General features: G+C 51.8%; 24 protein-coding genes. 14 read left to right on the plus strand and 10 right to left on the minus strand.

Annotated features, from left to right (window positions below; genetic code table 11):
- Positions 1 to 36: 36 nt before the first annotated feature.
- Both Q4E40_RS01435 and Q4E40_RS01440 read right to left on the minus strand, forming a co-directional pair.
- Positions 37 to 450 (minus strand): VOC family protein, encoded by a 414-nt coding sequence (locus Q4E40_RS01435; RefSeq protein ID WP_303409620.1) that lies wholly within the window; start codon positions 448 to 450, stop codon positions 37 to 39.
- Positions 451 to 1380, minus strand: a complete 930-nt coding sequence (locus tag Q4E40_RS01440; RefSeq protein ID WP_303409621.1) for a 2-hydroxyacid dehydrogenase — start codon at positions 1378 to 1380, stop codon at positions 451 to 453. It abuts the gene before it with no gap.
- Positions 1381 to 1567: 187 nt separating this feature from the next.
- Here Q4E40_RS01440 and Q4E40_RS01445 point away from each other — a divergent pair, with 187 nt between their 5' ends.
- The 5 genes from Q4E40_RS01445 to Q4E40_RS01465 all read left to right on the plus strand — a co-directional run bounded on the left by Q4E40_RS01445 (position 1568) and on the right by Q4E40_RS01465 (position 7445).
- On the plus strand, positions 1568 to 3124 hold the full coding sequence (locus Q4E40_RS01445; protein WP_303409622.1) for a protein adenylyltransferase SelO: 1557 nt from the start codon (positions 1568 to 1570) through the stop codon (positions 3122 to 3124).
- A gap of 226 nt (positions 3125 to 3350) precedes the next feature.
- Complete coding sequence (locus tag Q4E40_RS01450; RefSeq protein WP_303409623.1) at positions 3351 to 4421, plus strand: hypothetical protein; 1071 nt, start codon at positions 3351 to 3353, stop codon at positions 4419 to 4421.
- Between the two features lie 73 nt (positions 4422 to 4494).
- Entirely contained in the window at positions 4495 to 5427 is a 933-nt protein-coding gene (locus Q4E40_RS01455; RefSeq protein WP_303409624.1) for a hypothetical protein, read from the plus strand.
- Between the two features lie 25 nt (positions 5428 to 5452).
- A complete protein-coding gene (locus Q4E40_RS01460; RefSeq protein WP_303409625.1) occupies positions 5453 to 6127 on the plus strand; it encodes a response regulator transcription factor in 675 nt (224 codons plus the stop codon).
- Position 6128: 1 nt separating this feature from the next.
- On the plus strand, positions 6129 to 7445 hold the full coding sequence (locus Q4E40_RS01465; protein ID WP_303409626.1) for a sensor histidine kinase: 1317 nt from the start codon (positions 6129 to 6131) through the stop codon (positions 7443 to 7445).
- Positions 7446 to 7608: 163 nt separating this feature from the next.
- Here Q4E40_RS01465 and Q4E40_RS01470 read toward each other — a convergent pair whose 3' ends face one another.
- From Q4E40_RS01470 to Q4E40_RS01485, 4 genes are read right to left on the minus strand one after another with little or no spacing between them, the layout of a single operon-like run.
- Positions 7609 to 8541: a hypothetical protein gene (locus Q4E40_RS01470; protein ID WP_303409627.1), complete on the minus strand. Its 933-nt coding sequence runs from the start codon at positions 8539 to 8541 to the stop codon at positions 7609 to 7611.
- The gene (locus Q4E40_RS01475; protein WP_303409628.1) at positions 8538 to 8726 is read right to left on the minus strand and encodes a hypothetical protein; all 189 of its coding nucleotides are present in this window, start codon (positions 8724 to 8726) and stop codon (positions 8538 to 8540) included. The genes Q4E40_RS01470 and Q4E40_RS01475 overlap by 4 nt, the downstream gene beginning before the upstream one ends.
- On the minus strand, positions 8726 to 9820 hold the full coding sequence (locus Q4E40_RS01480; RefSeq protein ID WP_303409629.1) for a toxic anion resistance protein: 1095 nt from the start codon (positions 9818 to 9820) through the stop codon (positions 8726 to 8728). Before Q4E40_RS01480 ends, Q4E40_RS01475 begins: the two co-directional genes overlap by 1 nt.
- 15 nt (positions 9821 to 9835) lie before the next feature.
- On the minus strand, positions 9836 to 10234 hold the full coding sequence (locus tag Q4E40_RS01485) for a hypothetical protein (protein ID WP_303409630.1): 399 nt from the start codon (positions 10232 to 10234) through the stop codon (positions 9836 to 9838).
- Positions 10235 to 10658: 424 nt separating this feature from the next.
- Here Q4E40_RS01485 and Q4E40_RS01490 point away from each other — a divergent pair, with 424 nt between their 5' ends.
- The 4 genes from Q4E40_RS01490 to Q4E40_RS01505 all read left to right on the plus strand — a co-directional run bounded on the left by Q4E40_RS01490 (position 10659) and on the right by Q4E40_RS01505 (position 16329).
- A complete protein-coding gene (locus Q4E40_RS01490; RefSeq protein WP_303409631.1) occupies positions 10659 to 11207 on the plus strand; it encodes a pseudouridine synthase in 549 nt (182 codons plus the stop codon).
- A gap of 157 nt (positions 11208 to 11364) precedes the next feature.
- The gene (locus Q4E40_RS01495) at positions 11365 to 12963 is read left to right on the plus strand and encodes a M20/M25/M40 family metallo-hydrolase (protein ID WP_303409632.1); all 1599 of its coding nucleotides are present in this window, start codon (positions 11365 to 11367) and stop codon (positions 12961 to 12963) included.
- A gap of 223 nt (positions 12964 to 13186) precedes the next feature.
- Complete coding sequence (locus Q4E40_RS01500; protein WP_303409633.1) at positions 13187 to 14323, plus strand: putative sensor domain DACNV-containing protein; 1137 nt, start codon at positions 13187 to 13189, stop codon at positions 14321 to 14323.
- A 1094-nt stretch (positions 14324 to 15417) separates the two neighbouring features.
- A complete protein-coding gene (locus Q4E40_RS01505) occupies positions 15418 to 16329 on the plus strand; it encodes a methyltransferase domain-containing protein (protein WP_303409634.1) in 912 nt (303 codons plus the stop codon).
- 206 nt (positions 16330 to 16535) lie between these two features.
- On the opposite strand, the gene Q4E40_RS01510 is transcribed toward Q4E40_RS01505, so the two are convergent.
- From Q4E40_RS01510 to Q4E40_RS01520, 3 genes are all read right to left on the minus strand, one after another.
- Positions 16536 to 17747 carry a DUF1501 domain-containing protein gene (locus Q4E40_RS01510; protein ID WP_303409635.1) on the minus strand — a complete coding sequence of 404 codons (1212 nt, stop codon included), beginning with the start codon at positions 17745 to 17747 and terminating at the stop codon, positions 16536 to 16538.
- 24 nt (positions 17748 to 17771) lie between these two features.
- Positions 17772 to 19184: a DUF1800 domain-containing protein gene (locus tag Q4E40_RS01515; RefSeq protein WP_303409636.1), complete on the minus strand. Its 1413-nt coding sequence runs from the start codon at positions 19182 to 19184 to the stop codon at positions 17772 to 17774.
- A 121-nt stretch (positions 19185 to 19305) separates the two neighbouring features.
- A complete protein-coding gene (locus tag Q4E40_RS01520) occupies positions 19306 to 19746 on the minus strand; it encodes a winged helix-turn-helix transcriptional regulator (RefSeq protein WP_303409637.1) in 441 nt (146 codons plus the stop codon).
- Positions 19747 to 19862: 116 nt separating this feature from the next.
- Here Q4E40_RS01520 and Q4E40_RS01525 point away from each other — a divergent pair, with 116 nt between their 5' ends.
- The 4 genes from Q4E40_RS01525 to Q4E40_RS01540 all read left to right on the plus strand — a co-directional run bounded on the left by Q4E40_RS01525 (position 19863) and on the right by Q4E40_RS01540 (position 23028).
- Positions 19863 to 20492, plus strand: coding sequence for an NAD(P)H-dependent oxidoreductase (locus Q4E40_RS01525; protein ID WP_303409638.1), 630 nt, complete (start codon positions 19863 to 19865; stop codon positions 20490 to 20492).
- Positions 20493 to 20566: 74 nt separating this feature from the next.
- Positions 20567 to 21268: a DsbA family oxidoreductase gene (locus Q4E40_RS01530; protein WP_303409639.1), complete on the plus strand. Its 702-nt coding sequence runs from the start codon at positions 20567 to 20569 to the stop codon at positions 21266 to 21268.
- 145 nt (positions 21269 to 21413) lie between these two features.
- A complete protein-coding gene (locus Q4E40_RS01535) occupies positions 21414 to 22436 on the plus strand; it encodes an LLM class flavin-dependent oxidoreductase (RefSeq protein WP_303409640.1) in 1023 nt (340 codons plus the stop codon).
- Positions 22437 to 22662: 226 nt separating this feature from the next.
- Entirely contained in the window at positions 22663 to 23028 is a 366-nt protein-coding gene (locus Q4E40_RS01540) for a spore germination protein GerW family protein (RefSeq protein ID WP_303409641.1), read from the plus strand.
- A gap of 54 nt (positions 23029 to 23082) precedes the next feature.
- Here the strand turns inward: Q4E40_RS01540 and Q4E40_RS01545 are convergent, their stop codons facing one another.
- Positions 23083 to 23700: a hypothetical protein gene (locus Q4E40_RS01545; protein ID WP_303409642.1), complete on the minus strand. Its 618-nt coding sequence runs from the start codon at positions 23698 to 23700 to the stop codon at positions 23083 to 23085.
- Between the two features lie 228 nt (positions 23701 to 23928).
- Between Q4E40_RS01545 and hflK the strand changes: the two genes are divergently transcribed.
- The gene (gene hflK / locus Q4E40_RS01550; protein ID WP_303409643.1) at positions 23929 to 24912 is read left to right on the plus strand and encodes an FtsH protease activity modulator HflK; all 984 of its coding nucleotides are present in this window, start codon (positions 23929 to 23931) and stop codon (positions 24910 to 24912) included.
- Positions 24913 to 24915: the final 3 nt, after the last annotated feature.

Raw genomic sequence — 24915 nt, forward strand, 5'->3', positions numbered from 1 at the left:
TTTTTAAATTATAGGGGCTATACTTAAAACAGTCAATCAAGAAGCAAACACCTCATCCTGATTTTTAAAAGCCTTAAACTCGAGTGGGTTCTTGCTGTGGTCGAGGATGAACATGGTGCGCTGCTCTCCTACCTGCCCTTCGTAGCGGGTATAGGGCTCAACCACGAAAGGTATAGCATGCTGCACCAGTCGCTCGCGCACCTGATCGAACTGCTCGTAGCTGAGCAGGCAGCCAAAGTGCGGCACCGGCACACTGATGCCGGCTACCTGTCCGCAGTAATCGGGCTCGGGTATGTTGGCGCTTACGTGCGCCGAAAGCTGGTGACCGAAAAAGTCGAAGTCGATCCAGTGCTCAGTACTGCGCCCTTCCTTGCATCCTAAAATGTCCACATAAAACTGGCGCGTCGATTCGATGTCCTTCACTTTGAAGGCGTAGTGAAATGGGTTCATTTAATATCCTTTGGTTTTAGAAACAACATTGATGAGGGACTCCCCGTGGCGCATGCGGTCATAGTTTTCCAGAATCTGCGACACCGCTGAGGCCGGATTGGTGATGCTGGCGATATGGGGCGTGACATGGATCAGCGGGTGCTCCCAGAACGGATGCTCCTCCGGTAACGGCTCCTCCCGAAACACATCCAGACTGGCTCCGGCCAAATGCCCCTGATTGAGCAGTTCGATCAGATCGTCATCCACCAAATGCTCGCCCCGGGCTACGTTGATGACATAGGCTCCTTTGGGAAGCCTGCCCAGCGTGTCTTTGTTTAAAATATTGGCGGTCTCGCTGGTAAGCGGCAACAGGCAGATCAGGATGTTGGCTTTTTCCAGAAAGGCGGTTAACTCCTCCGCCCCGGCGTAAGCGCTTATACCTTCTATCAGCTTAGGAGAACGGGACCAGCCGTTCACCTTAAAACCGAGCTTGCTGAGCTGCTGAGCCGTATGCGCCCCCAGTACACCCATGCCCATCACCCCGATCACAACTTCGGAGGTTCGCTTGTAACTATGCTGTTTCCAGGTATGGCTACGCTGCGCTTCCTTATACCTGTGCAGGCCGCGCACATGATTGAGCACCTGGGCAGCCACAAAAGTGGCCATGTCCTGCGTCAGGTCTTCGTCCACGATGCGGGTAATCTGTATACCTGCAGGAAGCTCCGAATCTCGCAGAATGTGATCGACGCCAGCGCCGGTAGAGGCAATGCATTTCAGATTCGGGAAGTTGGTGAAAACACCCGGCGGATGATTCCAAGCCAGTGCAAACTCCACTTGCTCGGCAGGGCCTGTATCCGGGTAAACATGTACTTCTAAGCCCGGTCGGCATTCCTTCAGGGCATTTTCCCAGCGGCTCGTGTTTCTGCCCTGGCTGAATATGGTGATTGACATAAAAGCTGTAAGTCTGTTCGGTGATGCGTGGCCAGGTATAGCCTGGCCCCTTACTATCCGTTAAACAGGGATAGTCTGCTAAATTTAACTAATCTTGCACAAATCTTGTTAAAGAGAAATCAAAAGGCTGGCAAAAGGTTTAGAAGAATTGCCATGGCCAGCTACCTTATACCTAAAACTGAATAAGATGGAGCAACTGAGCTCAAAGATTTATAAAAAAGAATTTGTAAAGGCCTTTGCAGGCGACGACAGCGGTACGCTCACGCCACGCCAGACGCCGGGCGTGCTTTACAGCAAAGCCAGGCCTACGCCAGTTGAGAAAGTGACGCTTCTGGCCTGGTCCGATGAGCTGGCCATTGAGCTAGGTATAGTCAAGCCAACAGTGCAGCAGGAGATTGATATACTGGGTGGCAACCGCGTTGCGGACAGCATGTACCCCTATGCCGCCTGCTATGCCGGGCACCAGTTCGGCAACTGGGCTGGTCAGTTGGGCGACGGCCGCGCCATTACGCTGGGCGAATGGGAAGCGCCTGACGGCAAAACTTGGGAACTACAACTGAAAGGTGCCGGTCTTACCCCCTATTCCCGCCGCGCCGACGGCCGTGCTGTGCTACGCTCTTCGGTGCGCGAGTACCTGATGAGCGAGGCAATGCACTACTTAGGTATACCGACCACCCGTGCCCTCAGCCTGGTGAGTACCGGTGAGCCGGTGCTGCGCGACATGTTCTATAATGGTAATGCGGCCTACGAACCGGGAGCGATCGTCATGCGGGTAGCGCCGAGCTTCCTGCGCTTCGGCAACTTTGAGATGCTGAACGCCCGCAAGGAAGTCGATAACCTGCGCCAGCTCGTCGACTGGACCATCAGCCGCTACTATCCGCACATCACAGGCGAGAACAAAGTAATTGACTGGTACAAGGAGGTCCTGGATCGCACCGCCCGCCTGATGGTGGAGTGGATGCGGGTGGGTTTCGTGCACGGCGTGATGAACACGGATAACATGTCTGTCCTGGGCCTGACCATCGACTACGGCCCCTATTCCTTCGTGGACAATTACGACCCGAACTTCACCCCGAACACCACCGACCTGCCCGGCAGACGCTACGCCTTCGGAAAGCAGCCTTCCATCGGGTACTGGAACCTGGGTGCTCTGGCCGGTGCCTTGCTGCCGCTGGCCGACAAAGACCAACTGGTTGCCACACTCGAAACGTTTAAAGACGTGTACTGGACGGCCTACTATGCCATGATGGGCCTCAAACTGGGCCTCGACCAGGTAACACAGCTAGACCGCGACCTGATCGGTCAGTTCGAGAAAACACTGTCGGAACTACAACCTGACATGACCATTTTCTACCAGTTGCTCATCGACCTGCCATTGACTGTAGATAGTGAAGACGCAGTTGCTGATTTCTTCAAACAGGCTTTGTATGATGACCTGACTGCAGCACAGAAAACAGCACTCTATACCTTGATCAGCAACTACCTGGAGCGACTCAACACGAACAAGATCAGGCGTTCGGACTCACAGGAAATGATGCGCAAAGCCAATCCCCGTTTTGTGCTGCGCAACTACCTGCTGCATCAAGCCATCGAAGGACTGGAGAAAGGTGATGATACCCTTTTCGTGAAATTGCAGGAAGCGATCAAGGAGCCCTATGCTGCCAAGTTCGACGAGTTCTTTCAGACAAGGCCGGAATGGGCCTCGCAGAAAGCCGGGTGCTCGATGCTATCGTGCAGTTCATAGGCTAACAGTACTAAAATATAGATCACCTTAACGATTCCATCCCTTTACCCGGCAGTACGTACCCCGCAATGCCAGGTAGAGGGCCGTTTTTTGGCTATATCAATCAGTCGGAAAATCGTTCCGAAAAAAATATTTTAAAAATTTTCGAAAAAAAACTGTTCTTCATGTTGTCTTCATCTTGACATTATAGTTTTGGTGCATAATCTGATTAAAACCATTTAAAGACATGAAGAAAATAACTATCCTTGCTGCCGCGCTGCTAAGCACCGCTACAGTGTTCGCCCAATCAAACAACACATCTGTAAAAGCAACTTCCAACACATCTGCTGAGGTATCTGCAAATGATAAAGGACAACAGATTAGCGTTAGCAATTCTTCCTCCACCTCAGCTGCTTCTGAGACTGAAGCCGGCCCTGCCAAAGGCAAAGCCAACAGCAAGGCAGCCCTCGATGGCTCGGCTAAAGTGAAGACGAAGAGAGATAAGAGAAAATCAGCAGAAACCACGCCGGCTCCGGAAGCACCTACCCAGGACGGAGACAATGCACCGCAGGAGAACCACGGCAAACTGGTATCTGAAACAGCGCATAACCTGAAAGCAACAGCAGCTACCGAAGGCGAGCAGACAAAGCAGCGCGGTCAGGCGGTAGCCGAAGTGGCACAAAGCAATGCTGCAGCAGTTGAGGCGAAAGGCCGCCAGGCAGCCATAGATGGCGCTGAGGCAGCTGTTGAGGTAAGACAACAGTCTGAAGCGAGCCTGAAAGCCGGAGGCAAAAGAGCTGAAAATACTGGCAGAGCAAACGTAAAAGCAGCGCAGCGCACTGAGGCAACCGTGCAGGCCGACGCAGCCGAGCGGGCTGAAAAAGGCTTGCAGCTAGCGGCCGAATCGTCACAAAAAGGCAAAACACAAGCCGCTGTACAGGCTGAGAATGCCCAGTCGCATGGTCAGGCGGTTGTAGAGACAGCCCAGGGCACGCAGGCCTCTGGCCAGGCAAAAGGCCAGGAGGTAAAAGAAGTGGCCACCGCTAAAGCAAAGGAAAAGCCCACTACTGTAAATGCGAAAGGCGAAGCAGCCAGCAAAGTCAGAGTAACAGGCGGCGCCAGCCGTGCAGCCGGTGTAACAAGAGCGAACGGCGCTTCCCGCACCAAAGCAGGTGTAGGTGCCGGAGCAACTACCAAAGTTGGCAGCACGGTGAACAAATCCACGAGAGTCGTAACGCCAGCTGTTTCTAACCGGCCTGTACAGGTAGGCGGCGCTGTGAATGTAGGCGTAGGCTCCAAAATAAAAGTAGGTAACTAATTCCTATCCATTTCAGTAATGCCTGGCAGTCTGAGTAACCATTCGGACTGCCAGGCTACTAAAGATGAATCAGATGAAGACATTTTGGACACGCATTGGGTTGACACTGCTCCCGCTGCTCCTGTTGGGCACCTTTTCGGTGCAGGCAGAGACTGCAGCTGAAAGCGACACAACCAGGATCGGGTGGTGGGTACTGGGGATGGAAGCTTCTAACAACTCATCTTTTTTTGGCCGCAACACAGCCACACGCTACCCCTACGTCGCCCCATCTGTGACTTACGTTCACCGCACGGGCTTATGGGCTTCGGTTTCGGCTTACCAGCTGTTCAACACCGAAGACTACATCGACCAGTTGGATATGACTTTGGGGTATAGCTTTAAACTACGCAAGCGACTGGAGGTGGACCTGGCTTACTCCCATTTCACCTTTGGGAAGCATACGCCCTTGGTAAATGCCAGCACGACGGATGCCCTGTTGGCAAAAACTGCCTATGACTGGAAGTACGTGTACACCTCCCTGACCGGCAGCTACATCATTGGCAGCGGCAACGATGTGTTCACCGTGCTGGAGAACTCGCGCTTTATTCCGCTCAACCCCATCTGGAAAGGAATCATACCTGTGGGGCTGGACCCGAAGGTGAGTATAACAGCAGGTACACAGCGTTTCTCGGAGACGCACACAGCCACCACTACCCGTAAGAAAGCCGCCTCAGGTGGCTCATCTGGTGGTGGGCCGTTAGGCGGCGTCCTTGATCCGCTGAAGCCCGGAGGCGGTAGCAGCAACCCGGAGGACGGCACAACGGAGGAAACCACCACTACGACCACCACAACCAATGTGAGTCGCTTCAGAGTGCTTAACTATGAGTTGAAAGTGCCGCTGGTGGTGTATTATGGCAGCTTCGAGTTCGAGCCGTCCTGGCGATATGCTATACCTGTTAATAAAATTAAAGGCGACGAATCTCGCGCCCAGTCCTTTTATACTTTAAGCGTGAAGTACACGTTTTAGCACCTGTTATATAGCTCTCCTTAACATGCACGTACTCATAGTAGAAGATGAGGTTAGCCTGGCAAATGAACTGATGCATTTTCTTACCCAGGAACACTACCTCTGTGACTGGGCCTTTACGGGACGTGAGGCCTCAGAGAAAATTGCAGTAAACCGTTACGATTTCATCCTGCTCGACCTGGGTCTCCCCGACTACGAAGGGCTGGATCTACTCCGGGAAACCAGACAACTGGAACATGAGCCGGCCATCATCGTGCTCACGGCCCGCGGTGCCCTCGAAGACCGGATCGAAGGACTCGGTATGGGAGCAGACGATTACCTGCCCAAACCGTTTTCACTGCTGGAGCTGCAGGCCCGCATGCAGGCGATCGTGCGTCGCAAGTTTCAGGTAAAATCGCATGTGCTGGAGTTTCGTGGGATCGAGCTCGACAGCATGGCCCGCCGTGTGACTTACCAAGGCAATGAAATTACGCTCACCAAAAAGGAATTTGACCTACTGCACTACATGCTGCTGCACCGCAAGCGTATCATGACCCGTCTGCAGCTTACAGAGCATATCTGGGGCAATGTTTTGGAGGATAGCTATGACTCCAACTACATCGATGTTCACATAAAGAACCTGCGCAAAAAGCTAGCGGAGTACATCCCGAATGATTGGCTGGAGACCGTTCGTGGCGTAGGTTACCGACTTGTTGCGTAGCATGAAACTGCAGTCCAAGCTCACTCTCTTCAGCGCGGCAACCAAAATCATCATCTTACTGGTGCTGGTGATGGTGTTGCCGTCTGTCGTGAACCGCGTCGCCCTATACAGCACTGATCAGCGCCTGCTCCAGAAAAAGGAGCAAGTTTTTGATATTATTGAGGAAAGGGGAATTGAGTCCTTTCTGTCCGATGGAACAGACGAGACCTACGGAAGCTACAACCTGTTGAAGGAGGAGTTTATCTCCATGGAGCCCATCGACCCGTCGCAGATCAACAACCGCATAGAAAACACGTTGCGGAAAGTAGAGAACGAGGTGGTGGAATACCGCGTGTTGAGTCTGGGTTTTGAACTGCACGGGGCAACCTATCTGCTTGAAATTGGCCGCAGCCTGGACACGATCCGGGAAACAAGCAGCACCCTGCAAAAGTATGCGCTGTACTTCCTGTTCAGTGTCGTGCTGCTGACCGTTTTCATGGATCTGGCGTTCATCAAGGTGCTGTTGCGTCCGCTCACCCTTATCCTGCGTAAACTCCAGCGCATCGGACACCCGGATTCGTTCAAACCCACTCCGCTGCCCACCAATACCAGCGACTTCGTTTTCCTGAACGAAACCATCAATGCCATGATGGGGCATGTAAAGGAAGCTTTCCGCAAGGAAAAGGAGTTTATCGGGAACGTATCCCACGAACTGCTCACGCCCATCTCTATTTTGCAGAATCGCCTGGAGAACCTGATGGCGGACCCCGCAGTGCCTGATACAGTGCTCCTTAAGCTGGTGGAAAACCAGAAAACCCTTCATCGCCTCAAAAGTATCATCCAGGCACTTCTCCTGATCTCGCGGATTGAAAATGAGCAGTACCTCAAAAACGAGCGGGTTAATTTGCTGGCTTTGGTGCAGGACGTGGTGGATGAAATAAGCGACCGGGCTGAGCTGAAAAACGTGACCATCAGCGTGTCGCTTTCACAAAGTCCGGTATTGCAAAAAGCCAACTACTCACTGCTCTTTACCATGCTCTTTAACGTGGTGAACAATGCCATTAAGTACAATAAAGAGGGCGGCAGTATTCACATTAGTGGTGTGCGGAAAGATACCAGGTATGAACTGTGTGTAAGTGATACCGGCACAGGTATAGCAGAAGACCAGCTTCCTAAGATCTTCAGCCGTTTCAAGCGCACCCATGCCCCCGATGGCGAGAGCCATGGCCTGGGACTGGCCATTGTACAGACAGTAGCCAAATTTCACAGGATTAAACTGGACGTAAGCTCGGAGCCAGGCAAGGGCACTGATTTTAAGCTTTTGTTTAAAGAGTTATAAAGCGCTTCCCCCTGTGGAAGGTAGGGGAGCCTTGTCCGGAGCTGCCTCTTGCGGTTAAACAGAATGCACCTGACTCCTCAAAGCCTGACTGGCGAATGACAATGAAACTAAAGGAGCCCCTGACAAATCAGAGGCTCCTTTATAATCATGTCAAGTATCAGATTTAAAAACTCTTCCGGTGCATCCTTACCGGGAACAACCGGTAATCCATCAAACTCACGGCATACGGATACCCCCGCCAGTGCACGACTGGAACGTGCCGGGCCGGACTGGGCCCTTTTGTATCAGGTATAGCCAGCATGGTGTTGCCAATGTAGCTCAGTTCCCCCTTGTCAATGGCCAGCTTGCCCGCTACATGCTGCAGGAAAAGGTCTTTGTCGGTATCCGAAGAGGTATAGGAAATTTCACGTGACATGGTAGCACCGCCCTCCAGTTCCGGGGAGTAAAACACACGGGAGAAGGTTTCGATGGCGATCACCGGGACAGCCAGCGTGGGCACCTTGGCCTGCAGCACATCCGGCGGTGCCATTGGTGCCTGGTTAGCTACCCGCTTCACCATCTCCGTTACTTTCTGGGCCGTATAAATGCCCTTGATCGTTTCGGATTCGATGCGCTTGAGCACCTGCTCTACCTTCGATTCGAAGGGCTGACCGGTATTTTCCTGGCGAGGCGGAGTTGCCGGACGTGGTTGCGCCTGACCGGGCGGACGTGGCTTCTGTACCTGCGCCAGCGGCTTTGGCTTCTCGCGCTCCGGTATGTAACTGTCTTTGATGTGCCGCTCGTGCACGTTGATCACCGTTGTGAAGGTATTGATAAAGTGCTCCGTGTTCTGCACATGAAACAGCTCCAGTTCCTGAATGCGTTTGCGCGTCACCAGGTAGTTGTGCACCAGCTTGGTCTTCTCAAAAACGGCCAGCAGTTTTTCAGCGTGCGGTGTGTGCTGGTAGCGCTCGTAGAGTCTGTGCAGGGCGTTGAGCCTGGCGTTGGAGGCGCGGATGTACTGCATGGCACGGGCATCTGCGGCACCGGGGTGCGTCACAACCGTGCGGGTGTTCTCCTGCCCCATTCCGAAAAGCGAACGAAAAAAACCGATCATTTAGACAGGATGCGTTTGAGGTGCTGGGTTTCAATTTCGACCTGCAGCTTTTCCGAGAGTTTCATCTCTTCAAACACATTGTCGATATGCTGGATATAGAGGTCCAGCACCGCCTCCTGTTCGTCGCTCAGGATCCGGTGCCGGACGGCTAATTCTTCTTCTTTCTTATCCCCGTTATATATCATTATTCAATCTCAATCTGTTTGGACTTGCCGAACGTGCCGATGATCTTGCTGTTGAGCTCTTCCTGCACCTGGGCTAGTTCTCTTACGGCTTCCGCGCGTTTCTTGCTGCCTTCTTCCGATATCTTGATCACCTGATCGAGCGTTTCCACCATATCCTTGTTCACTTTCTTGAGCGTCTCCACGTCCACGATGCCGCGCTCGTTTTCCTGCGCCGCGATCACTACGTTTTTCTTGAGCAGCTCCGAGTTTTTGCGGAGCATTTCGTTGGTGGTGTCGGTCACTTTTTTCTGGATCTCGAGCGCTTTGCGCTGCTTCTCCAGACCAAGGGCAATGGCCACCTGCTGACGCCATACCGGAATCACCGTCACAATGGAGTTCTGGATCTTCTGGGCCAGCACATCGTTCGTGGTCTGGATCATGCGGATCTGTGGCATCGACTGCGTAGCGATGGTATGTGATAGCTGGAAGTCATGCACCTTCTTCTCCAGGCGCTCCTTGAAGGCGATCATGTCGCTCAGGCGCTGCACGGCCAGTTCGTCCTGGCCGCTGGTTTCCACTTCATCCTGCAGCTTCGGAATAAAATCGGTCTCTATTTCCTCGATCTTCATCTTTCCGGCCGCGATCACCGAGCGGATCTCGTGGATGTACTCTACCGCCTGGTTGAACATCACTTCCAGACTGGTCGAGTCTTTCATGATGCTCTGGCGGGTGCGCTCCAGTTTCACCACCACATCGTCCACGTTGGCCGAAACGGAGTTGTACTGCGTAGCGAGCTGCTTCGACTTATCGGATATCTTTCTTACGAAAGGCAAACGCGAAAAAAAGCCCCCTTTCTCCTGCTCGTCAATCTTGATCATGTTGATCTGGTTGAGGAGCTCGTTGATGGCATCTCCTGCCTCACCGGAGTCTTTGGCTTTTACTTTGGTAAGCAGTTCGTTGGAGTAGTGTCCCAATTTGCGCTGCGTTTCCACCCCAAAATTGCTCAGGCTTTCCGGATTGCCCGGATCTATGGATTTAGAGATCGCCAGGGCTTTCTCCTTTATCTTCTCTTGATTCTCTGCGATCGTGATCTCTGTTTTCGCTGTTTTTTCCATCTTGTTTTATTACCTCTAAAGGTTGCGGTTGATTAGGTCCAATGAGTTTAGGTATTTTTTGATGTTCTCGTGCCGGTCGGTGGTTTCATACCACTCAATGTCGTTAAGCGGCAGGTACTCACCCAGCAGGTCGCGCACTTCACTTAGCAGCGCTTCGCCTTTCTTTGTTCTGAAATCGGGGTTGCGGTACTGCGCGCTCACGTATTCCACTTTCACCTGCCCGGTTTTGGTAATGGCTAGCTCACGCACCTCCACCACCAGTTCCGACGACTTTCCGTTGTCAGTCACGATGGTCTTATACACGCCTTTGTTGCCTTCCTCGAGGGCGGCGGCGCATTGCTTGCGCACATCCTGCAGGGCCTGGCGTAGTTTGCGGTTCGGCATGACGTAATGCCCCACTATATAACCTAACAAAGCTGCTATTAAGAATGTCCAAAAAATCACTTTTGTATTGATAAAGTTAAAAGCTCAATTACTTATGTAATGAAGCAAAATAAATTGAAGTAATCAAGTGACGGCGTGACGGATGTGCCTATGGTGACCAATCATAGCCCGAATGATTCCTTCCTCCACCTGTTTCGTCTATACCTGACCGGCCTTTTTTTACCTTTTATACGCGGAAGCGGTTGCACGGGCTGTCGCCAGGGCCGGGATAGGATTAACAAGGTATAGCGTGCGCATGTTCCCGGGATGACTGTGTCTTTTGTTTGTCCTATTACGCAAAACGGGCCGCTGCCTTTACGGTGCCTGCCGATAAATTCGGGGGTTTTGTCTAATTTGCGGCTTCATCCATACCTGATTTCATACCTTCGCTTGCATGCAGCACCGGCATTTTATTTTGCACAAACCTTACGGCTACATCAGTCAGTTCGTCACAGACAAGAAAAAGAAGAAGCTTCTCGGCGATCTACACGACTTCCCGGCCGGCACCATGGCCATCGGGCGGCTCGATGAAGCAAGTGAGGGCCTGCTCCTGCTCACCACTGACGGCAAAACGAGTGAACTGGTCCGTGGCAAGCATGTGGAGAAAGAGTACTATGCCCAGGTCGACGGGCTGATCACGGACGAGGCCATCGCCCAGATGCAGGAAGGCGTGGCCATCGGTTTGTACGGCGAGCAGTACGGCACCCGCCCCTGCACGGCTTTCCGGCTGGAAACAGCACCCGATTTCCCGGAGCGCAGCCGCCGCATCCGCGACGACCGCCACGGCCCGACCAGTTGGGTGTCCATCACCATCTCAGAGGGTAAAAACCGGCAGGTGCGCAAAATGACCGCCGCCGTGGGTTTCCCGACATTGCGGCTGGTTCGTGTGCGGATCGGAAATATCCGTCTGCAGGCGTTTGATCCGGGTGCAGTGGCCGAAGTGGAAAACTTTGATTTGGGGTGAAGCCAGCAGCCTATACCTTAAAATTTCAGCGGCTGTTAAACCAAAGTAGTCTTCGCAAGTCTATAGAGGGCTTCCGGCTTAAGTAACGCAATTTTACTATATTGAGCGGGCATACGCTTTACTTATCATACAAACAATCCATACCTTAAACATTACCATGAAGAAAAACCCTATTCACATGCTGGCCCTGGCCTTGATGCTGTCAGGCGGTGTGAGCAGCGTGGCTTTCGCGCAGCGACCACAGCAACAGGAACAGGCCCAAAAACCACAGGATCCTGTTATCCAGAACATCATCAAGATGGCTACCGAAAATTCGCAGCTCGAGACACTGGGCCACGAACTGATGGACGGCATCGGACCAAGACTGGTAGGCACCCCGCAAATGCAGCAGGCAGCAGACTGGGCTGTAAACAAGTACAAAGGCTGGGGTATTGATGCCCGCGTGCAGAACTACGGCGAGTGGCGTGGCTGGGAGCGCGGTGTGACGCACATCGACATGGTGCATCCGCGTGTAAAATCAATTGAAGGCATGCAGCTGGCCTGGAGCCCTTCTACTCCATCCAAAGGCGTGACGGCTGAGGTAATCACCATGCCGGAATTCGCTGACTCGCTTGCTTTCAAGCGCTGGTTACCAAGTGTGAAAGGCAAAATGGTGATGGTATCGATGAACCAGCCGAGCGGTCGCCCGGAGTACAACTGGAAAGAGTTCGCTACGCCGGAGTCCTTTGAAAAAATGAAGAAAGTGCGTGACGAGCAGAATGCCGCCTGGAGCAAGCGCATTGCCGCTACCGGCAAGAACGCCCGCACGCTGCCAGTTGCTTTAGAGCAGGCCGGTGCTGCCGGTATCGTGATGTCGAACTGGTCGCAGGGTTTTGGCGTGAACAAAATCTTCAGCGCCTATACCAAGAAAATCCCTACCGTTGATATCGCCCTGGAAGACTACGGCATGCTGTATCGTTTGGCAGAGAATGGAAGCAAGCCACGCATCAAGGTAGTAGCCGACTCGAAGCATTCGAAGAAGCCGGTACCTACTTTCAACACCATCGCCGAAATCAAAGGCTCTGAGAAGCCGGACGAATATGTGATCCTGTCTGCCCACTTCGACTCATGGGACGGTGGCACAGGTGCTACGGACAACGGTACCGGTACGATCCTGATGATGGAAGTAATGCGCATTCTGAAGCAGGTATACCCGAACCCGAAGCGTACCATTCTGGTAGGCCACTGGGGTAGCGAAGAGCAGGGCCTGAACGGTTCGCGCGCGTTCGTGGAAGACAACCCGGAGATCGTGAAGAAGACGCAGGCCGTTTTCAACCAGGACAACGGTACTGGTCGCGTGGCCAACATCTCGGGCCAGGGCTTCCTGAACTCTTACGACTACATGGGCCGCTGGCTGAACGCCGTGCCGCGTGAGATCACCAAAGACATCCAGACCTCATACCCAGGTTTCCCGGGTGGTGGTGGTTCTGACCATGCCTCTTTCATTCCGCACGACATCCCGGCCTTTATGCTGAGCTCCCTGAGCTGGTCTTACGGCAACTATACCTGGCACACCAACCGCGACACCTACGACAAGGTGGTGTTCGACGACGTGCGCAGCAACGTGATCCTGACAGCGATTCTCGCCTACATGGCCAGCGAAGAGGCGGAACTGGTATCCCGTGAGCGCAGTGTGATGCCGGTGAACCCACGCACAGGTGAAAAGATGACTTGGCCTGAGCCAAGACCTGCCACCCGCAAAGGTGGTCTGGACTAATCTATCATTTCGCAGGTCGTATACCTGATCATTCTAAAAGCACCGCCGCTGCAGACTTTCTGGAGCGGCGGTGCTTTTTTTGTCCGTCCTGTTTTCACTCGGGCTATCGTTTTTAGAGGCACTTGTAGTTTTTGGGCAGAACACCGTATAAAAACTTTGGCAGTGCAACAGCATCGTTTTTGGTCTGCATGCCGCCGCGTATACCTGAAACCCGAAGACACACATGATTGGTAAATCGACATACAAGGCCGCACGCGAAGTAGCCCAGGTCGCAGAAGACCATTTTGCCAGCCAGATCAAAGCTGCCAAAGAAATAAACGGTACCAACCTGGCGACTGTCCCCCCGGCCAGCATTATCGAGACCATGATCGATGCCGCCTTCTGGGCGAGCCTGCGGCGGGAAGAAGGGCACTCCCCCAGGTTATCACTCGCCTTTCTGCCACCCGAACAGTCGGAGCAGCCGCTCATGTTTGAGCATCACCTCACGCTATCCTCCGCTGTGCTCACCAAAATCGGACCGGGTGTGGAGCGGCCCGGCATACACCTGGGCGTGTGGTACGAAGGCGACTACCTGCACATCTGGGGCATGACGCGCAGTATACCCGACTTTTGCTTTGTGCTCGATGTGTCGGAGCCCGGTTTGCTGGTGATCAAGCACCGCCGGCAGGATGGCTTTGGCAAATTTGTGAACGTGGCCGTGCTGACGGGGGACCAGGTCAAGATCGTAGACGAACAAAGCGTCAACATACCTGACTGCCCTGATCTATTGTACTCGCTGCTGGGTTTCAATTCGCTGACTGTCTGGAACAAGTCGCTCAATGTGATGGTGCAGCTGGCTGTGTCGATGCGGTCCCATCAGAAAGGCGGCATCCTGCTGGTTGTGCCTACGGGCTCCGAGGCATGGCGCGAGTCTATCCGGCACCCGATGCGGTATGCGGTAGGGCCTGCCTATTCTGAACTGGCGGAATTGATGCTGCGGCAAGACGATAAAGACCTGCATTGGCAGGATGAGATGAAACGGGCGATTGATGCGATGGCCGGCTTTACGGCGGTGGACGGCGCCACCATCATCAGTGACAAGTATGAACTGTATGGCTTCGGCGCCAAGATTGACCGAAAGCTGGGGAGCAAGCCGGTAGAGAAGCTGATCTTGACAGAGCCCGTCATCGGGGGCGGGGCAACCATAGACCAGCCTGCACTGACTGGCGGCACACGGCATTTGTCGGCGGCCCAGTTCGTACACGACCAACGTGACGCGATTGCAATGGTCGCTTCCCAGGACGGTCGCTTCACCATCTTCAGCTGGTCCACCTGCGAGAACATGGTGCAGGCTAACCGCATTGACTCGCTGCTGCTATAAGGGCCTTTTATATTCTTTTTCTGATATTCTACCTTATATATTATTTTAATTAGAAAAACTACCAATGATCAATATTTTAAAATTTCTGTTTCATAGTGCCTATATTATTATAGGCCTTCGTCTCTCTTGTATCTTAATTACTGAAACTAACCTTTGCACAATAGCAGGTATAAACCAGATAATTATTCTCAAATAGAGCTGATAAGGTTTCCAGATTTGGTTTCCTCCTTTAAGGGGAAATATCAACGTATAATGAAGCACTAATTCTCCCTGTATGCATACAGGGAGAATTAGTGCAATTTGATTGGAAACATTCATAGCCTGAAACAAAGGCTCCAAGGACTCAAAGCAATAAATGTAATTAATTTCTCATTGTATTTGTACTTGAAGCTAAATATTTATTCTGACATAAAAATTAGCCAATTAGATATTGCTTATGATAATTAGTTCTGAGTAAATAATCTTCTCGTTCCATCCGCATTTACTTAAAACCTACTTCCAACATTAAACTTACGTGTTAGACGGTGGCTAGTCAAATAAAAATTTTAATGACTCTTATAGGCATAGTTATCAGGGAAATAAAAAATTCACCTATAATTTAAATAAAAATAGTTAATAACCATTTTTTATTATGATTTTTACTATAACAATTTACACCTAAATACGTTTTTAAATTTATTATATTAATAAGAATGATAGCATCATTACTAAGTTTTGTTATTATCCTATCTATTAGAAAAATATAAGTTTAATCATAACTATACCAAAACCTGATAATACGACTTGTTATACAAATATCATTTTATACATATTTAGCAAGAACAAAATCTACCATTGCATTTAAATGTAATGGTAGATTTTTCTCCTTCTTTTTAATAGAAAAGTTTACAACAATTTACGATAGAAGAGCTAGTGAATAAATAAGTTATATTTTGATTCACATATCTTAGTTAAAGATAAATTGTAAATTTTGCATGTTTTATATAGTTATTACCAATACCAATGTAAAACTATATTGATAAAGCAGGCAACAAGAATCAAACTACTCTTATAGGATTAAAATAAATATTTTAACATCTGAATTTTGGAGCTATATGGATTTCAAATATAAATGTTACCTACAGAGAGTGTTTTCTGCAATTCCAAATGGAGAAAAACTAAACTATATTTTTCAGAAAAACATAACCAAACGCTTACCTCGACCTGATAAAATATTTAACAGAAAGATTGATAATGCCTTAAGCCATTATGAAAATTACAAAGTCTTCAATAGGTTAAAAGATAGTCCGGATATAAGGCAATATTATGAATTTGGAGCAGGTTGGGATCTCATCATACCACTATCTATTGCTCAATTAGGCTTTGAAGTAACCTGCATTGATATACGAAAACTCCTGATGCCTGAGTTGATTTTAAACACAATATTAAGGTTAAATGCATATAAAAATGAAGCAAATGACCCAATAAGTGCTGAAGTAAGTGATAAGTCAGATGAAACCTTACTGAAGTATATGAAAGATAATTTTAACTTAAATTATTTTGCACCAAAAGATGCAAGAGATACGGGCTTTGCGTCTGACAGCTTTGACTTTATCTCTTCCTCCAACACATTTGAACATATTCCTAAAAAAGATATATACGCCATATTGCTTGAATCATACAGGATACTTAAAGTGGGCGGTGTTTTCTCAATGCGTATTGATTATCAGGATCATTGGTCTTATTTCGACAAAAATATATCTGCCTATAACTACCTTAAATATTCTTCTGAGGAGTGGAGAAAGTATAACCCTTCGCTACATTATCAAAACAGATTAAGGCATTCAGATTATATGGGTTTAATTTCCCAAACTGATTTCAAAGTTGTTAAAGAAACACCTCGTTACCCCACAAATTCAGACCTTGAAGTACTCAACAGATTAGACATAGATGAGGAATTTTCTAGCTATGATAAGAACGATTTGGGTATACGTGGTTCTGAGATTGTGCTGTTAAAACAGTCTTAAATTTTAATTTCAGGCTCGAGTCTGGACTTAGGATGTTAAATGTGAATTTACTGTTTAGTATTTAGACATATTAATCAAAGCAGAAAGTTACCAGGTATAGTCGGTTAACTACAGCACACGGCGTCTGATACTTTCTCACTTATCCGCCTGTTTTTTAATGCTTCAAACAGTTTATACTCCTACCCCTCTTGATACTTTACTAGTTGTTATAAAAGCCCGGTTAGCAACTGGGTCTTACCGCCCAGTATACCTGCTGCGTTTCCGTCCAGCCAGTTGTGCAGCAGCGTGGCATAGATGTTTCGGAAGTCGATGCTATACCTTAAGTCGCCCTGGTCGAGGTCCTGCAGGTTAGGGCCTTCGTTGTAAACGCCTGCCTGCTTCAGTTTTCCGCCGATCAGGAACAGGTTGTTGGCCGTTCCGTGGTCGGTCCCGTTGCTGGCGTTCTGCGCCACGCGCCGGCCAAACTCCGAAAACACCATGATCACGGTATTGTCAAACTCCTGCTGCTGCCTTAGATCCTCCACAAAGCTGTATAGGCCCTCTGAAAGCTCCCGCAACAGGTTCGCCTGCTGCCCCGCCTGCCGCACATGCGTGTCGAACCCGGTAAGCGAGGCATAGTATACGCGCGACTCCACTCCGGAGGCGATCAGCTCGGCGATGGTTTTCAGGTTGCGGGCAAACTCACCGTTCGGATAGTTTTTTTTGCTGCGGTATACCTTGGTTTTCTCCTGCAGGTAACCGGCCGATTGCTGGGTATCGATCAGCGTCTTATAAAGGTAGTCCACTTGGTGGTGTGAGTGTTCCTCTGCGTGTAACTGGGCCGCCTGTTTCAGGAACTGGTCGTTCGTGGCCTGGAAAAAGCGCTTCACATCCTGCACGGCTATACCTGTGTATTGCTCCCCTTTCAGCGCCAGGCTGAGCGTGTCGTCCACTTCAATGGCGGCATAGTTGGCCGAAGGCCCGGATAAGCTGTCGAGGTAGCGGCCCAGCCAGCCGGTGTTCAGGTATTCGTCGGAGGCGCTGCCCGACTGCCAGATGTCCATGGAGCGGAAGTGTGAGCGGTCCGGATCGGGGTAGCCGACGCTGTTCAGAATAGACACGTAGCCCTGGTCGTATAGGAGCCGCATCTTTTCCATCGCCGGATTCAGTCCGAGCCCTTTGTCCAGCGTGAGCACTTCCCGGGCAGGTATAGCCAGGGTGGGACGCGCTTTGTAGTACAAGTCGTTCTGGTACGGCACGACGGTGTTCAGGCCGTCGTTGCCGCCGCTGAGCTGAATCACCACCAGCCTTTTGCCATTAGAATTGGCCAGCAGCGGCAATCCACCCCGATCCAGGCCGTGCAGAAAATTGGGAACCAGCAGCATACCCGAGGCCAGCGCCGACATTTTGATAAATTCTCTTCTGGAATTAGTTGCCATAGTGCAAATGTGAGCGGTGGAAAACTAGCATAACTGGTACTCGGGTAATGAAAGCAGCCGAAGCGTCAGCAGCGTGACTTTGTCGGCGTGCGCGGCCCCCGACGGTACATGCTGCGTAAGCAGTGCTGTTGTTTCCGGCCGCAGGGGCACTTGCAGCAGCTTTTGGCTCAGCTTTTCGATCAGCTCACTATCCTTTACTTTCTGCAATTGCTGGTGCAGCCCGCTCAGGTCGGCTTTGGCGCGCACGGTCCGTAAGCCATCCTGCCGGCGCTTTCGCGGTGCGGTGGGTTCAGTGTCGTCGTCAGGTTTCAGGCTCACTTCCAGCGCCGCATCCTGCAGCAGCGCCGGGCCGATGCGCAGTCTAAAAGCGAGTGTGGAGCTGTCGATCCAATTGCGGCCACCAGCCCAGCCACTTACATTCGGCGGCCTGAACAGTTCCTGCCCCATCGCCCGCTGCAACACCAGCGGACTGCGGCCATCGGCATAGGTCAGGTCAAACTGGCGCTGCAAACCAGCCAGTAGCTCAATTGGCGATTTGATTTTGCTCCCCACTACATCCGGTCCGTAAAACCACTTTGCCCTGAAGATCTTCTCCAGCAGCTTGGGTATATCGTAGCCTGTTTCGTAAAAATAACTGCTCAAGGCCTGAACGCGCTCCGGATTGGGCACATCGCTCACAAAAAAGGCATAGAGCTTCGCTGTCAGAAATTGGGCCGTGCGCGGGTTTTCGACGATCATTTGCAAAATCTCCTCCCCGCTAAAATTTCCCCGCTTCCCCATAAAAGTTTTTTGGCCCCGATCGTGCTGGCGCGCCCGGAACACGAACTCGCCCTGCGGGTTGTAAGACCAGCCGGTAAAGGCACGGGCGGCTTCCTTGATGTCCTGTTCGGTATAGTGTCCGCGCCCCAGCGTAAAAAGCTCGAGCAGTTCGCGGGCAAAGTTCTCGTTGGGGCGCTGTTTGCGGTTTTGCTGGTTGTTTAGAAACTGCAGCATACCGGGGTCTTTGGAAATGGCCAGCAGCAGGTCGGGGAATTTGCCGAGCGCATGCTCACGCAGGGTGTTGTGCTGCAGCAGGGCAAAGCGGGGCTCCCGCAGACGGCAGGCGAAGTGTCCGTGCCAGAAGAGTGTCATCTTCTCCCGCAGCTGGGCCTCGGAAGTAGCCATTTGCTGGAGCCAAGTATTATTGAGCAGTACAAACCCCTGCTGACGCTCCCGCTGCCGCAACTGGCGCATCTCGGCATTTTGAGCATCAGCCTGCCGTGAAGTTTCAGTGTGTGGAAGTGTTACCTGCAGCGGGGCTACCTGGCCCGCTGCATGAAGTAGTTCACGAACGGCTTGCTTGATCCCGGGGATCGCCTGATCCGACCTGAAAGGTATACCAAAACCAGCCCGCCAGTAGAGGTGCTGTAGCTTTTGTTCGCGTGCTGAAGTTTTCATGCGGATGCCATTTAAACTTAGATGAAAAAGTCTCACCAGGGTTTAAATATACCTGAAAATATATATCGTCAGGTATGGCCTCCAACAAATTTAAAATCAGCTGGTTTTGAGCAATACGCTGCTACGTAAGCTGTGCCTGTTTTTCCTTTTTCCCATACCTTTCCCGCGCCGCCAGAATCTGATCGATGTTGAGTTTGGCCCAGTCGGCGAGTTGCAAAAGCTGCAGCAGCAGCCCCTGCCCCAATGGCGTCAGGCTGTACTCCACGCGGGGCGGAATTTCAGGATATACCTGCCTGCTCACCAGTCCATCCTCCTCCAGCGAGCGCAGCGTGACGGTGAGCATGCGCTGCGACACGCCGGTGATCTGGCTTTTCAGCTCGTTAAAGCGCACCTTTTCCTGTTTACCGAGCGTGAGGATGGTATAAATGGACCATTTGTCGCCGAAACGGGCCAGAATGTCTTTGATCGGGCAACAGGATTCTACCTCTGCTTTGCCGCACAAAACTTTATCGATCTTTTTCTGAATCGCAAGTCGCTGATTCTCAACTATAGTTACTTCCATGTTACTTGGTGCGGCTGAAGTGCCCGCTTGACAGGTCCAAATTTAAGAAATACCTTTGAGTTACCAAAAGTAACCTAGTTATGAAACGTTACTGGTAATTTAACTGTTGTATAGACATGAATATCCTGGAAACCTTACAATGGCGCTATGCCACCAAACGCATGAACGGCCAGCGGGTGCCGTCCGATAAAGTAGAACGCATTCTGGAGGCGATCCGCCTGGCTCCCTCTTCCAACGGCCTGCAGCCTTACTCGGTGCTGTTGATCGAGGATGAGGATTTGAAGAAGCAGATTAGGACGGTTGCCAACAACCAGCCCCAGATTGAAGAGAGCTCGCATTTGCTGGTGTTTGCCGCCTGGGACGACCTGACGCCTGCCCACATAGAGGAGTTTATTTCGCATACCGCCTCGGAGCGCAACATGCCGGTTGAGAACCTGCAGGGCTTTAAAGACTCCCTGCTAGGTATGGCGGCGGGTAAGACGCAGGAGCAGAACTTCAACTGGGCCGCCCGCCAGGCATACCTTGCCTTCGGTGTGGGGCTGCTGGCAGCCGCTGCCGAGAAAGTGGACGCCACGCCGATGGAGGGCTTCGACGCCGCCGCGCTGGACCAACTGCTCGACCTGCCTGCCAAAGGCCTGCGCAGCGTTACCCTGATGCCACTCGGCTACCGCGATGCCGACAACGATTGGCTGGCCAACCTGCCGAAAGTAAGACGCCAGAAAGAAAAATTCGTACTGGAAGCATAAGCTTCAGTATTGCATATTTTAGCCGACAAAGCCTGTTTCAGATTTTGTCGGCTTACGCATTTAATTAAATGACCATGACAAAGCAGAAAATCAAAATAGACATTTTCTCCGATATCAACTGCCCCTGGTGCTATGTGGGCGAACGCCGCCTTCACAAAGCGCTGCAGCAGGTGGGAGACCAATACGAGGCTGAGATCAGTTTCAAGGCTTACGAGCTGAACCCGAACATCCCGCAGGATGGCCTGGCCCGCCTCGACTATTTCAAAGGCAACTACGGTGAGCAGATTGTGGCGCAGTTGCCGGCGATGGACCAGCGCATGACAGAGGCCGGCGCCGGAGAAGGCATCGAGTTCAACTTCTCGGACAGCATGCCGGTGAACAACACCTTCAACGGGCATCGCCTGATCTGGCTGGCAGACCAGTACGGTGTGCAGCACGAGGTAGCCAACGCCCTATTCAAAGCTTATTTCACGGATAACCGCCCTATGAACGACACGGCGGTGCTTAAGGAAATAGGTATAGCACAAGGTATACCGGCTGAGCGTCTGGAAAATTTCTTTGAAGGCGAAGAAGGCAAAAAGGAAGTACGCGACATGGAAGCTTTTGCGCAGTCCGCAGGTATAAGCGGCGTGCCCGCCTTTGTGATCAACGACCAGTACCTGGTGAGCGGTGCGCAGCCTGCCGAAGCATTTTTGAACGTGTTCCAGCAGGTAGCTCCTTCTATCCAAAAACTCGACCTGGAAGGCAACAGCTGCGAAATAGGCGGTGTATGCTAATCACTAGCAAGCACTAAGACAAAAGAACTTTAGACAAAGGAGAAAAGATTTTTTGAAGACCAAAGCATTTCATTCAGATGGCTGCCTAACGCAGCGTGCTTTTGTAAAATCAAAAGACTTTTGTCCGGCTCAATAACCAAGCACGATGGCACACAAGAAGCTACAAGATATCAAACTTTCCGTACTCGACCTCGTGCCGATCCGCACCGGCAAGAGCATCCACGACTCCTTTCAGCATAGTCTGGAGCTGGCTCGTCATGTGGAGGAGCTGGGATACACCCGTTACTGGCTGGCGGAGCACCACAACATGCCCGGCATTGCCAGTTCGGCTACCGTAGTCCTGATCGGTTACATTGCCGGCGGCACTTCTACGCTGCGCGTCGGATCCGGCGGTATCATGCTGCCCAACCACGCCCCGCTGGTGGTGGCCGAGCAGTTCGGCACGCTCGAGAGCCTGTACCCCGGTCGTATCGACCTGGGTCTGGGACGAGCGCCTGGTACCGACCAAGTGACGGCCCATGCCCTGCGCCGCGACCTGCAAGGCAATGTGGAGGACTTCCCGAACAACGTGGCGGAGCTGCGCCAGTACCTGAGCAAGGAAAACAGCACGGCCAAGGTACGTGCTATACCTGGCGAGGGACTGGATATACCTGTCTGGATCCTGGGCTCGAGCACTTTCGGGGCACAACTGGCCGGCATTATGGGATTGCCTTACGCTTTCGCCAGTCACTTTGCCCCAGCCGCCCTGCACCATGCTCTCAAGGTATACCGTGACAGTTTCCGTCCGTCTGACCAACTGCAGGAGCCCTACGCCATGGCCTGTGTGAACGTCGTAGCCGCTGATACGGATGCGGAGGCAAACCATTTGGCAACCTCCCTATACCTGTCATTCCTGAACGTGATACAAGGCAAGGCCCTGCCGATGCAGGCGCCCGTGGAGAGTATGAAAGACCGTTGGAGCCTGCAGGAGGAATACGCCGTGAAACAGATGCTCCGCTACAGTTTTGTGGGCAGCAAGAAGTCGGTGCAGGAAGAGCTAGAGGCCTTCGTGGACGAGACGCAGGTAGACGAACTGATGATCTCGACGGGTATCTTTGATCCGGAGAAGCGCCAGCATTCCTATACCTTGCTGTCGGAACTGATAGATTTGAAAGCGGCCAAGGTATAAGCGTATAACTCAGCCTTAGATCCAATGCGGCGCAGGCCCTCTACCTGCTCCGCTACGCATTAACAGACCCGAGCATACTTCGGGTCTGTTTTTTTTATCCCTAAACCTTCCCGCTGCTACTCCTCACCCATCCTATGTGGCCGCTCTCATGCTTTTGCGAAACGATTGGATTCCGTCACGTACAACCTTTTAGTACATCATCTTCAAACAGTTAAAATAATAGCGCATGGAAGAGACAGCAAAGAAAGACCAGAACAGTTTTATTGAGCGCCTGGCGCAGCGGCTGGGTATATCAGCAAGTGCCAGTACCATTTACGGCGAACCAGTGGAGCGCGACGGCGTAACGGTTATACCTGCGGCCAAGGCCATGTATGGCTTCGGTGGCGGCAGTGGCTCCAAAGCGGGCGAAGAAGGAACCGGCGGCGGTGGCGGCGTAGCCGTCAAACCGGTGGGCTATATTGAAATAAAGGACGGCAACACAAAATTCAGATCCATCCCGGACCCAGAAAGGGTTATCAAGATAATTGGCGTGAGCGGTGTCATGGCCTTTATCTTGCTGAGGACCGTCAACAAACTGGTTAACAAGCGCTAACGCTGGTTAGTTAACAGGAATTAACCCGTTTGCATAGGTATAAGAAAGCAACTGCTACTTACTGTCCCCTGCTTTGGCTCTGGGCGGGTTGATCATGATGTGCGCCCCATGCGTGCCCGGATGCATGATCCAGGGCATGGCCACGGCGCCCTGATCGGGCTTGATCGGAAGGCCGGTGCTCTCGGCGGTTGCCCACGGTATGTAGACCACGTAGCGCAGATAGCCATCCGCTACCTCGCCGGTGCGCGCGTTCACCTGCTCATCAGGGGCACTGAACACGAAGAGCGAAGCGGGTTGCTTGGGCAAGGTCAGTTTTCCGCTTTTGGCTTCCTTCTCACGGGTCTCGAAAATGTCATTGGCGCTCATACCCTGCTTGCGCAGTTCGCGGCCACGGGTCATGAAAGGCTCCAGGTCGCGGTGGTAGCACGACACCGAAAAGCCGGGTTGACTCGGGTCATCCGCCAGACAGATCAGTTCGTTTGTGCCTTTTCTCAAAGTGACCACCTCCCCTTTCTGATTATAGCCCAACACGGTGGCGCCTTCCCGTTTGTCGGCTGGGGCGGCGAGCACGGCGGTCTTTATCTGACTCTCAACAGGAGGTATAGCTGTGCCCTGGGACTGGGCGCTATACCCTATCAACAGGGCGAAAACAAAAGCGAAAAATTGTTTCATATCGGTTTGGGCTAAGTGAAAATGACAAAACTAAAGGCTGCCTGTTTGTTTTTACCCTGTACGAAGAAAACCCGGAAAAAGCTTAGTCCTATCCTTCTGCCTGGACTCCATCACTTCCCTATACCTGCGCTCGTGCACCTTAAAGCCATGGGGCTATACCTATCAAGACATTAACATATTAAGATATTTTAGTTATCTTAACGCTACGAACTAATCGACGCATTGCCCATGGCCGAGCCCAATTACCGCCTGCAGCATTATATGTTTTTGATCAGCAAACACTTCCGAAAAATATTACTCGGACTTTTTTTGCTGATCCTCCTGCTTACTTCCGTCAAAACGGTGGGCCCTGAAGAAGAGGGCGTGGTGATGTATGTGGGCCACTACGACCGCACAGTGCAGCCGGGCCTGAACTTTATATTGCCTTTCGGGATAGAGGAAATGCAGAAGATTCCGGTGCAGCGCCAGCTCAAGCAGGAGTTTGGTTTTAGGACGACCGACACAGAGCAGAACACCCAATATTCAAAGGCAGACTTCAACGACGAATCGCTGATGCTGACCGGCGACCTGAACCTGGCTAATGTCGAGTGGGTGGTGCAGTACCGGATCGTGAACTCCTACAACTACCTGTTCAAGGTGCGCGACGCGGAGAAAGCCCTGCGCGACATGTCTGAATCCGCGATGCGCAAAATAGTAGGTGACCGCACCGTGAACGAAGTGCTCACTGTCGGGCGTCAGGAAGTGGCCACCAGTATGGAGGTGCTCCTGCAGCGCATGTGCGATGAGTATGAAAACGGGATTCGCATCGATCAGGTGGTGCTGCAGGACGTAAATCCGCCCGAGACCGTGAAGCCATCTTTCAACGCTGTGAATCAGGCTCAACAGGAGCGCGAAACCCTGATCAACCAGGCTGAGTCGGAGTATAACCGCATCATTCCGCGTGCCCGTGGTGAGGCCGACGAAACCGTTCAGTTGGCCGAGGCTTATGCACTCACCCGAGTGAACGTGGCCACGGGTGAGGCCGCCCGTTTCAACTCACTTTTTGATGAGTATGTGAAAGCCCCTGAAGTGACTAAGAAGCGTCTATACCTGGAGACGATGGAGCGCATCCTGCCAAAAATTGGTGATAAGGTGATTGTGGACGAGCGCGGCAACAACGTGCTGCCACTGCTGAACCTGAATCAGAATAAAACGCAAACACAAACGAAATAGCCT

Source organism: Pontibacter coccineus (genome assembly GCF_030546575.1).
Taxonomy (GTDB): domain Bacteria; phylum Bacteroidota; class Bacteroidia; order Cytophagales; family Hymenobacteraceae; genus Pontibacter; species Pontibacter coccineus.

Excerpts from the sequence above, each read along its gene's own strand:
- Q4E40_RS01545 (WP_303409642.1), bottom strand. The coding sequence starts at position 23,700 with ATGAAACAATTTTTCGCTTTTGTTTTCGCCCTGTTGATAGGGTATAGC.
- Q4E40_RS01480 (WP_303409629.1), bottom strand. The coding sequence starts at position 9,820 with ATGGAAAAAACAGCGAAAACAGAGATCACGATCGCAGAGAATCAAGAG.
- Q4E40_RS01495 (WP_303409632.1), top strand. The coding sequence starts at position 11,365 with ATGAAGAAAAACCCTATTCACATGCTGGCCCTGGCCTTGATGCTGTCA.
- Q4E40_RS01445 (WP_303409622.1), top strand. The coding sequence starts at position 1,568 with ATGGAGCAACTGAGCTCAAAGATTTATAAAAAAGAATTTGTAAAGGCC.
- Q4E40_RS01435 (WP_303409620.1), bottom strand. The coding sequence starts at position 450 with ATGAACCCATTTCACTACGCCTTCAAAGTGAAGGACATCGAATCGACG.
- Q4E40_RS01510 (WP_303409635.1), bottom strand. The coding sequence starts at position 17,747 with ATGGCAACTAATTCCAGAAGAGAATTTATCAAAATGTCGGCGCTGGCC.
- Q4E40_RS01475 (WP_303409628.1), bottom strand. The coding sequence starts at position 8,726 with ATGATATATAACGGGGATAAGAAAGAAGAAGAATTAGCCGTCCGGCAC.
- Q4E40_RS01535 (WP_303409640.1), top strand. The coding sequence starts at position 21,414 with ATGGCACACAAGAAGCTACAAGATATCAAACTTTCCGTACTCGACCTC.
- Q4E40_RS01530 (WP_303409639.1), top strand. The coding sequence starts at position 20,567 with ATGACAAAGCAGAAAATCAAAATAGACATTTTCTCCGATATCAACTGC.
- Q4E40_RS01465 (WP_303409626.1), top strand. The coding sequence starts at position 6,129 with ATGAAACTGCAGTCCAAGCTCACTCTCTTCAGCGCGGCAACCAAAATC.
- Q4E40_RS01455 (WP_303409624.1), top strand. The coding sequence starts at position 4,495 with ATGAAGACATTTTGGACACGCATTGGGTTGACACTGCTCCCGCTGCTC.
- Q4E40_RS01525 (WP_303409638.1), top strand. The coding sequence starts at position 19,863 with ATGAATATCCTGGAAACCTTACAATGGCGCTATGCCACCAAACGCATG.
- Q4E40_RS01440 (WP_303409621.1), bottom strand. The coding sequence starts at position 1,380 with ATGTCAATCACCATATTCAGCCAGGGCAGAAACACGAGCCGCTGGGAA.
- Q4E40_RS01500 (WP_303409633.1), top strand. The coding sequence starts at position 13,187 with ATGATTGGTAAATCGACATACAAGGCCGCACGCGAAGTAGCCCAGGTC.
- Q4E40_RS01470 (WP_303409627.1), bottom strand. The coding sequence starts at position 8,541 with ATGATCGGTTTTTTTCGTTCGCTTTTCGGAATGGGGCAGGAGAACACC.
- Q4E40_RS01520 (WP_303409637.1), bottom strand. The coding sequence starts at position 19,746 with ATGGAAGTAACTATAGTTGAGAATCAGCGACTTGCGATTCAGAAAAAG.
- Q4E40_RS01460 (WP_303409625.1), top strand. The coding sequence starts at position 5,453 with ATGCACGTACTCATAGTAGAAGATGAGGTTAGCCTGGCAAATGAACTG.
- Q4E40_RS01515 (WP_303409636.1), bottom strand. The coding sequence starts at position 19,184 with ATGAAAACTTCAGCACGCGAACAAAAGCTACAGCACCTCTACTGGCGG.
- Q4E40_RS01450 (WP_303409623.1), top strand. The coding sequence starts at position 3,351 with ATGAAGAAAATAACTATCCTTGCTGCCGCGCTGCTAAGCACCGCTACA.
- Q4E40_RS01505 (WP_303409634.1), top strand. The coding sequence starts at position 15,418 with ATGGATTTCAAATATAAATGTTACCTACAGAGAGTGTTTTCTGCAATT.
- Q4E40_RS01540 (WP_303409641.1), top strand. The coding sequence starts at position 22,663 with ATGGAAGAGACAGCAAAGAAAGACCAGAACAGTTTTATTGAGCGCCTG.
- hflK (WP_303409643.1), top strand. The coding sequence starts at position 23,929 with ATGGCCGAGCCCAATTACCGCCTGCAGCATTATATGTTTTTGATCAGC.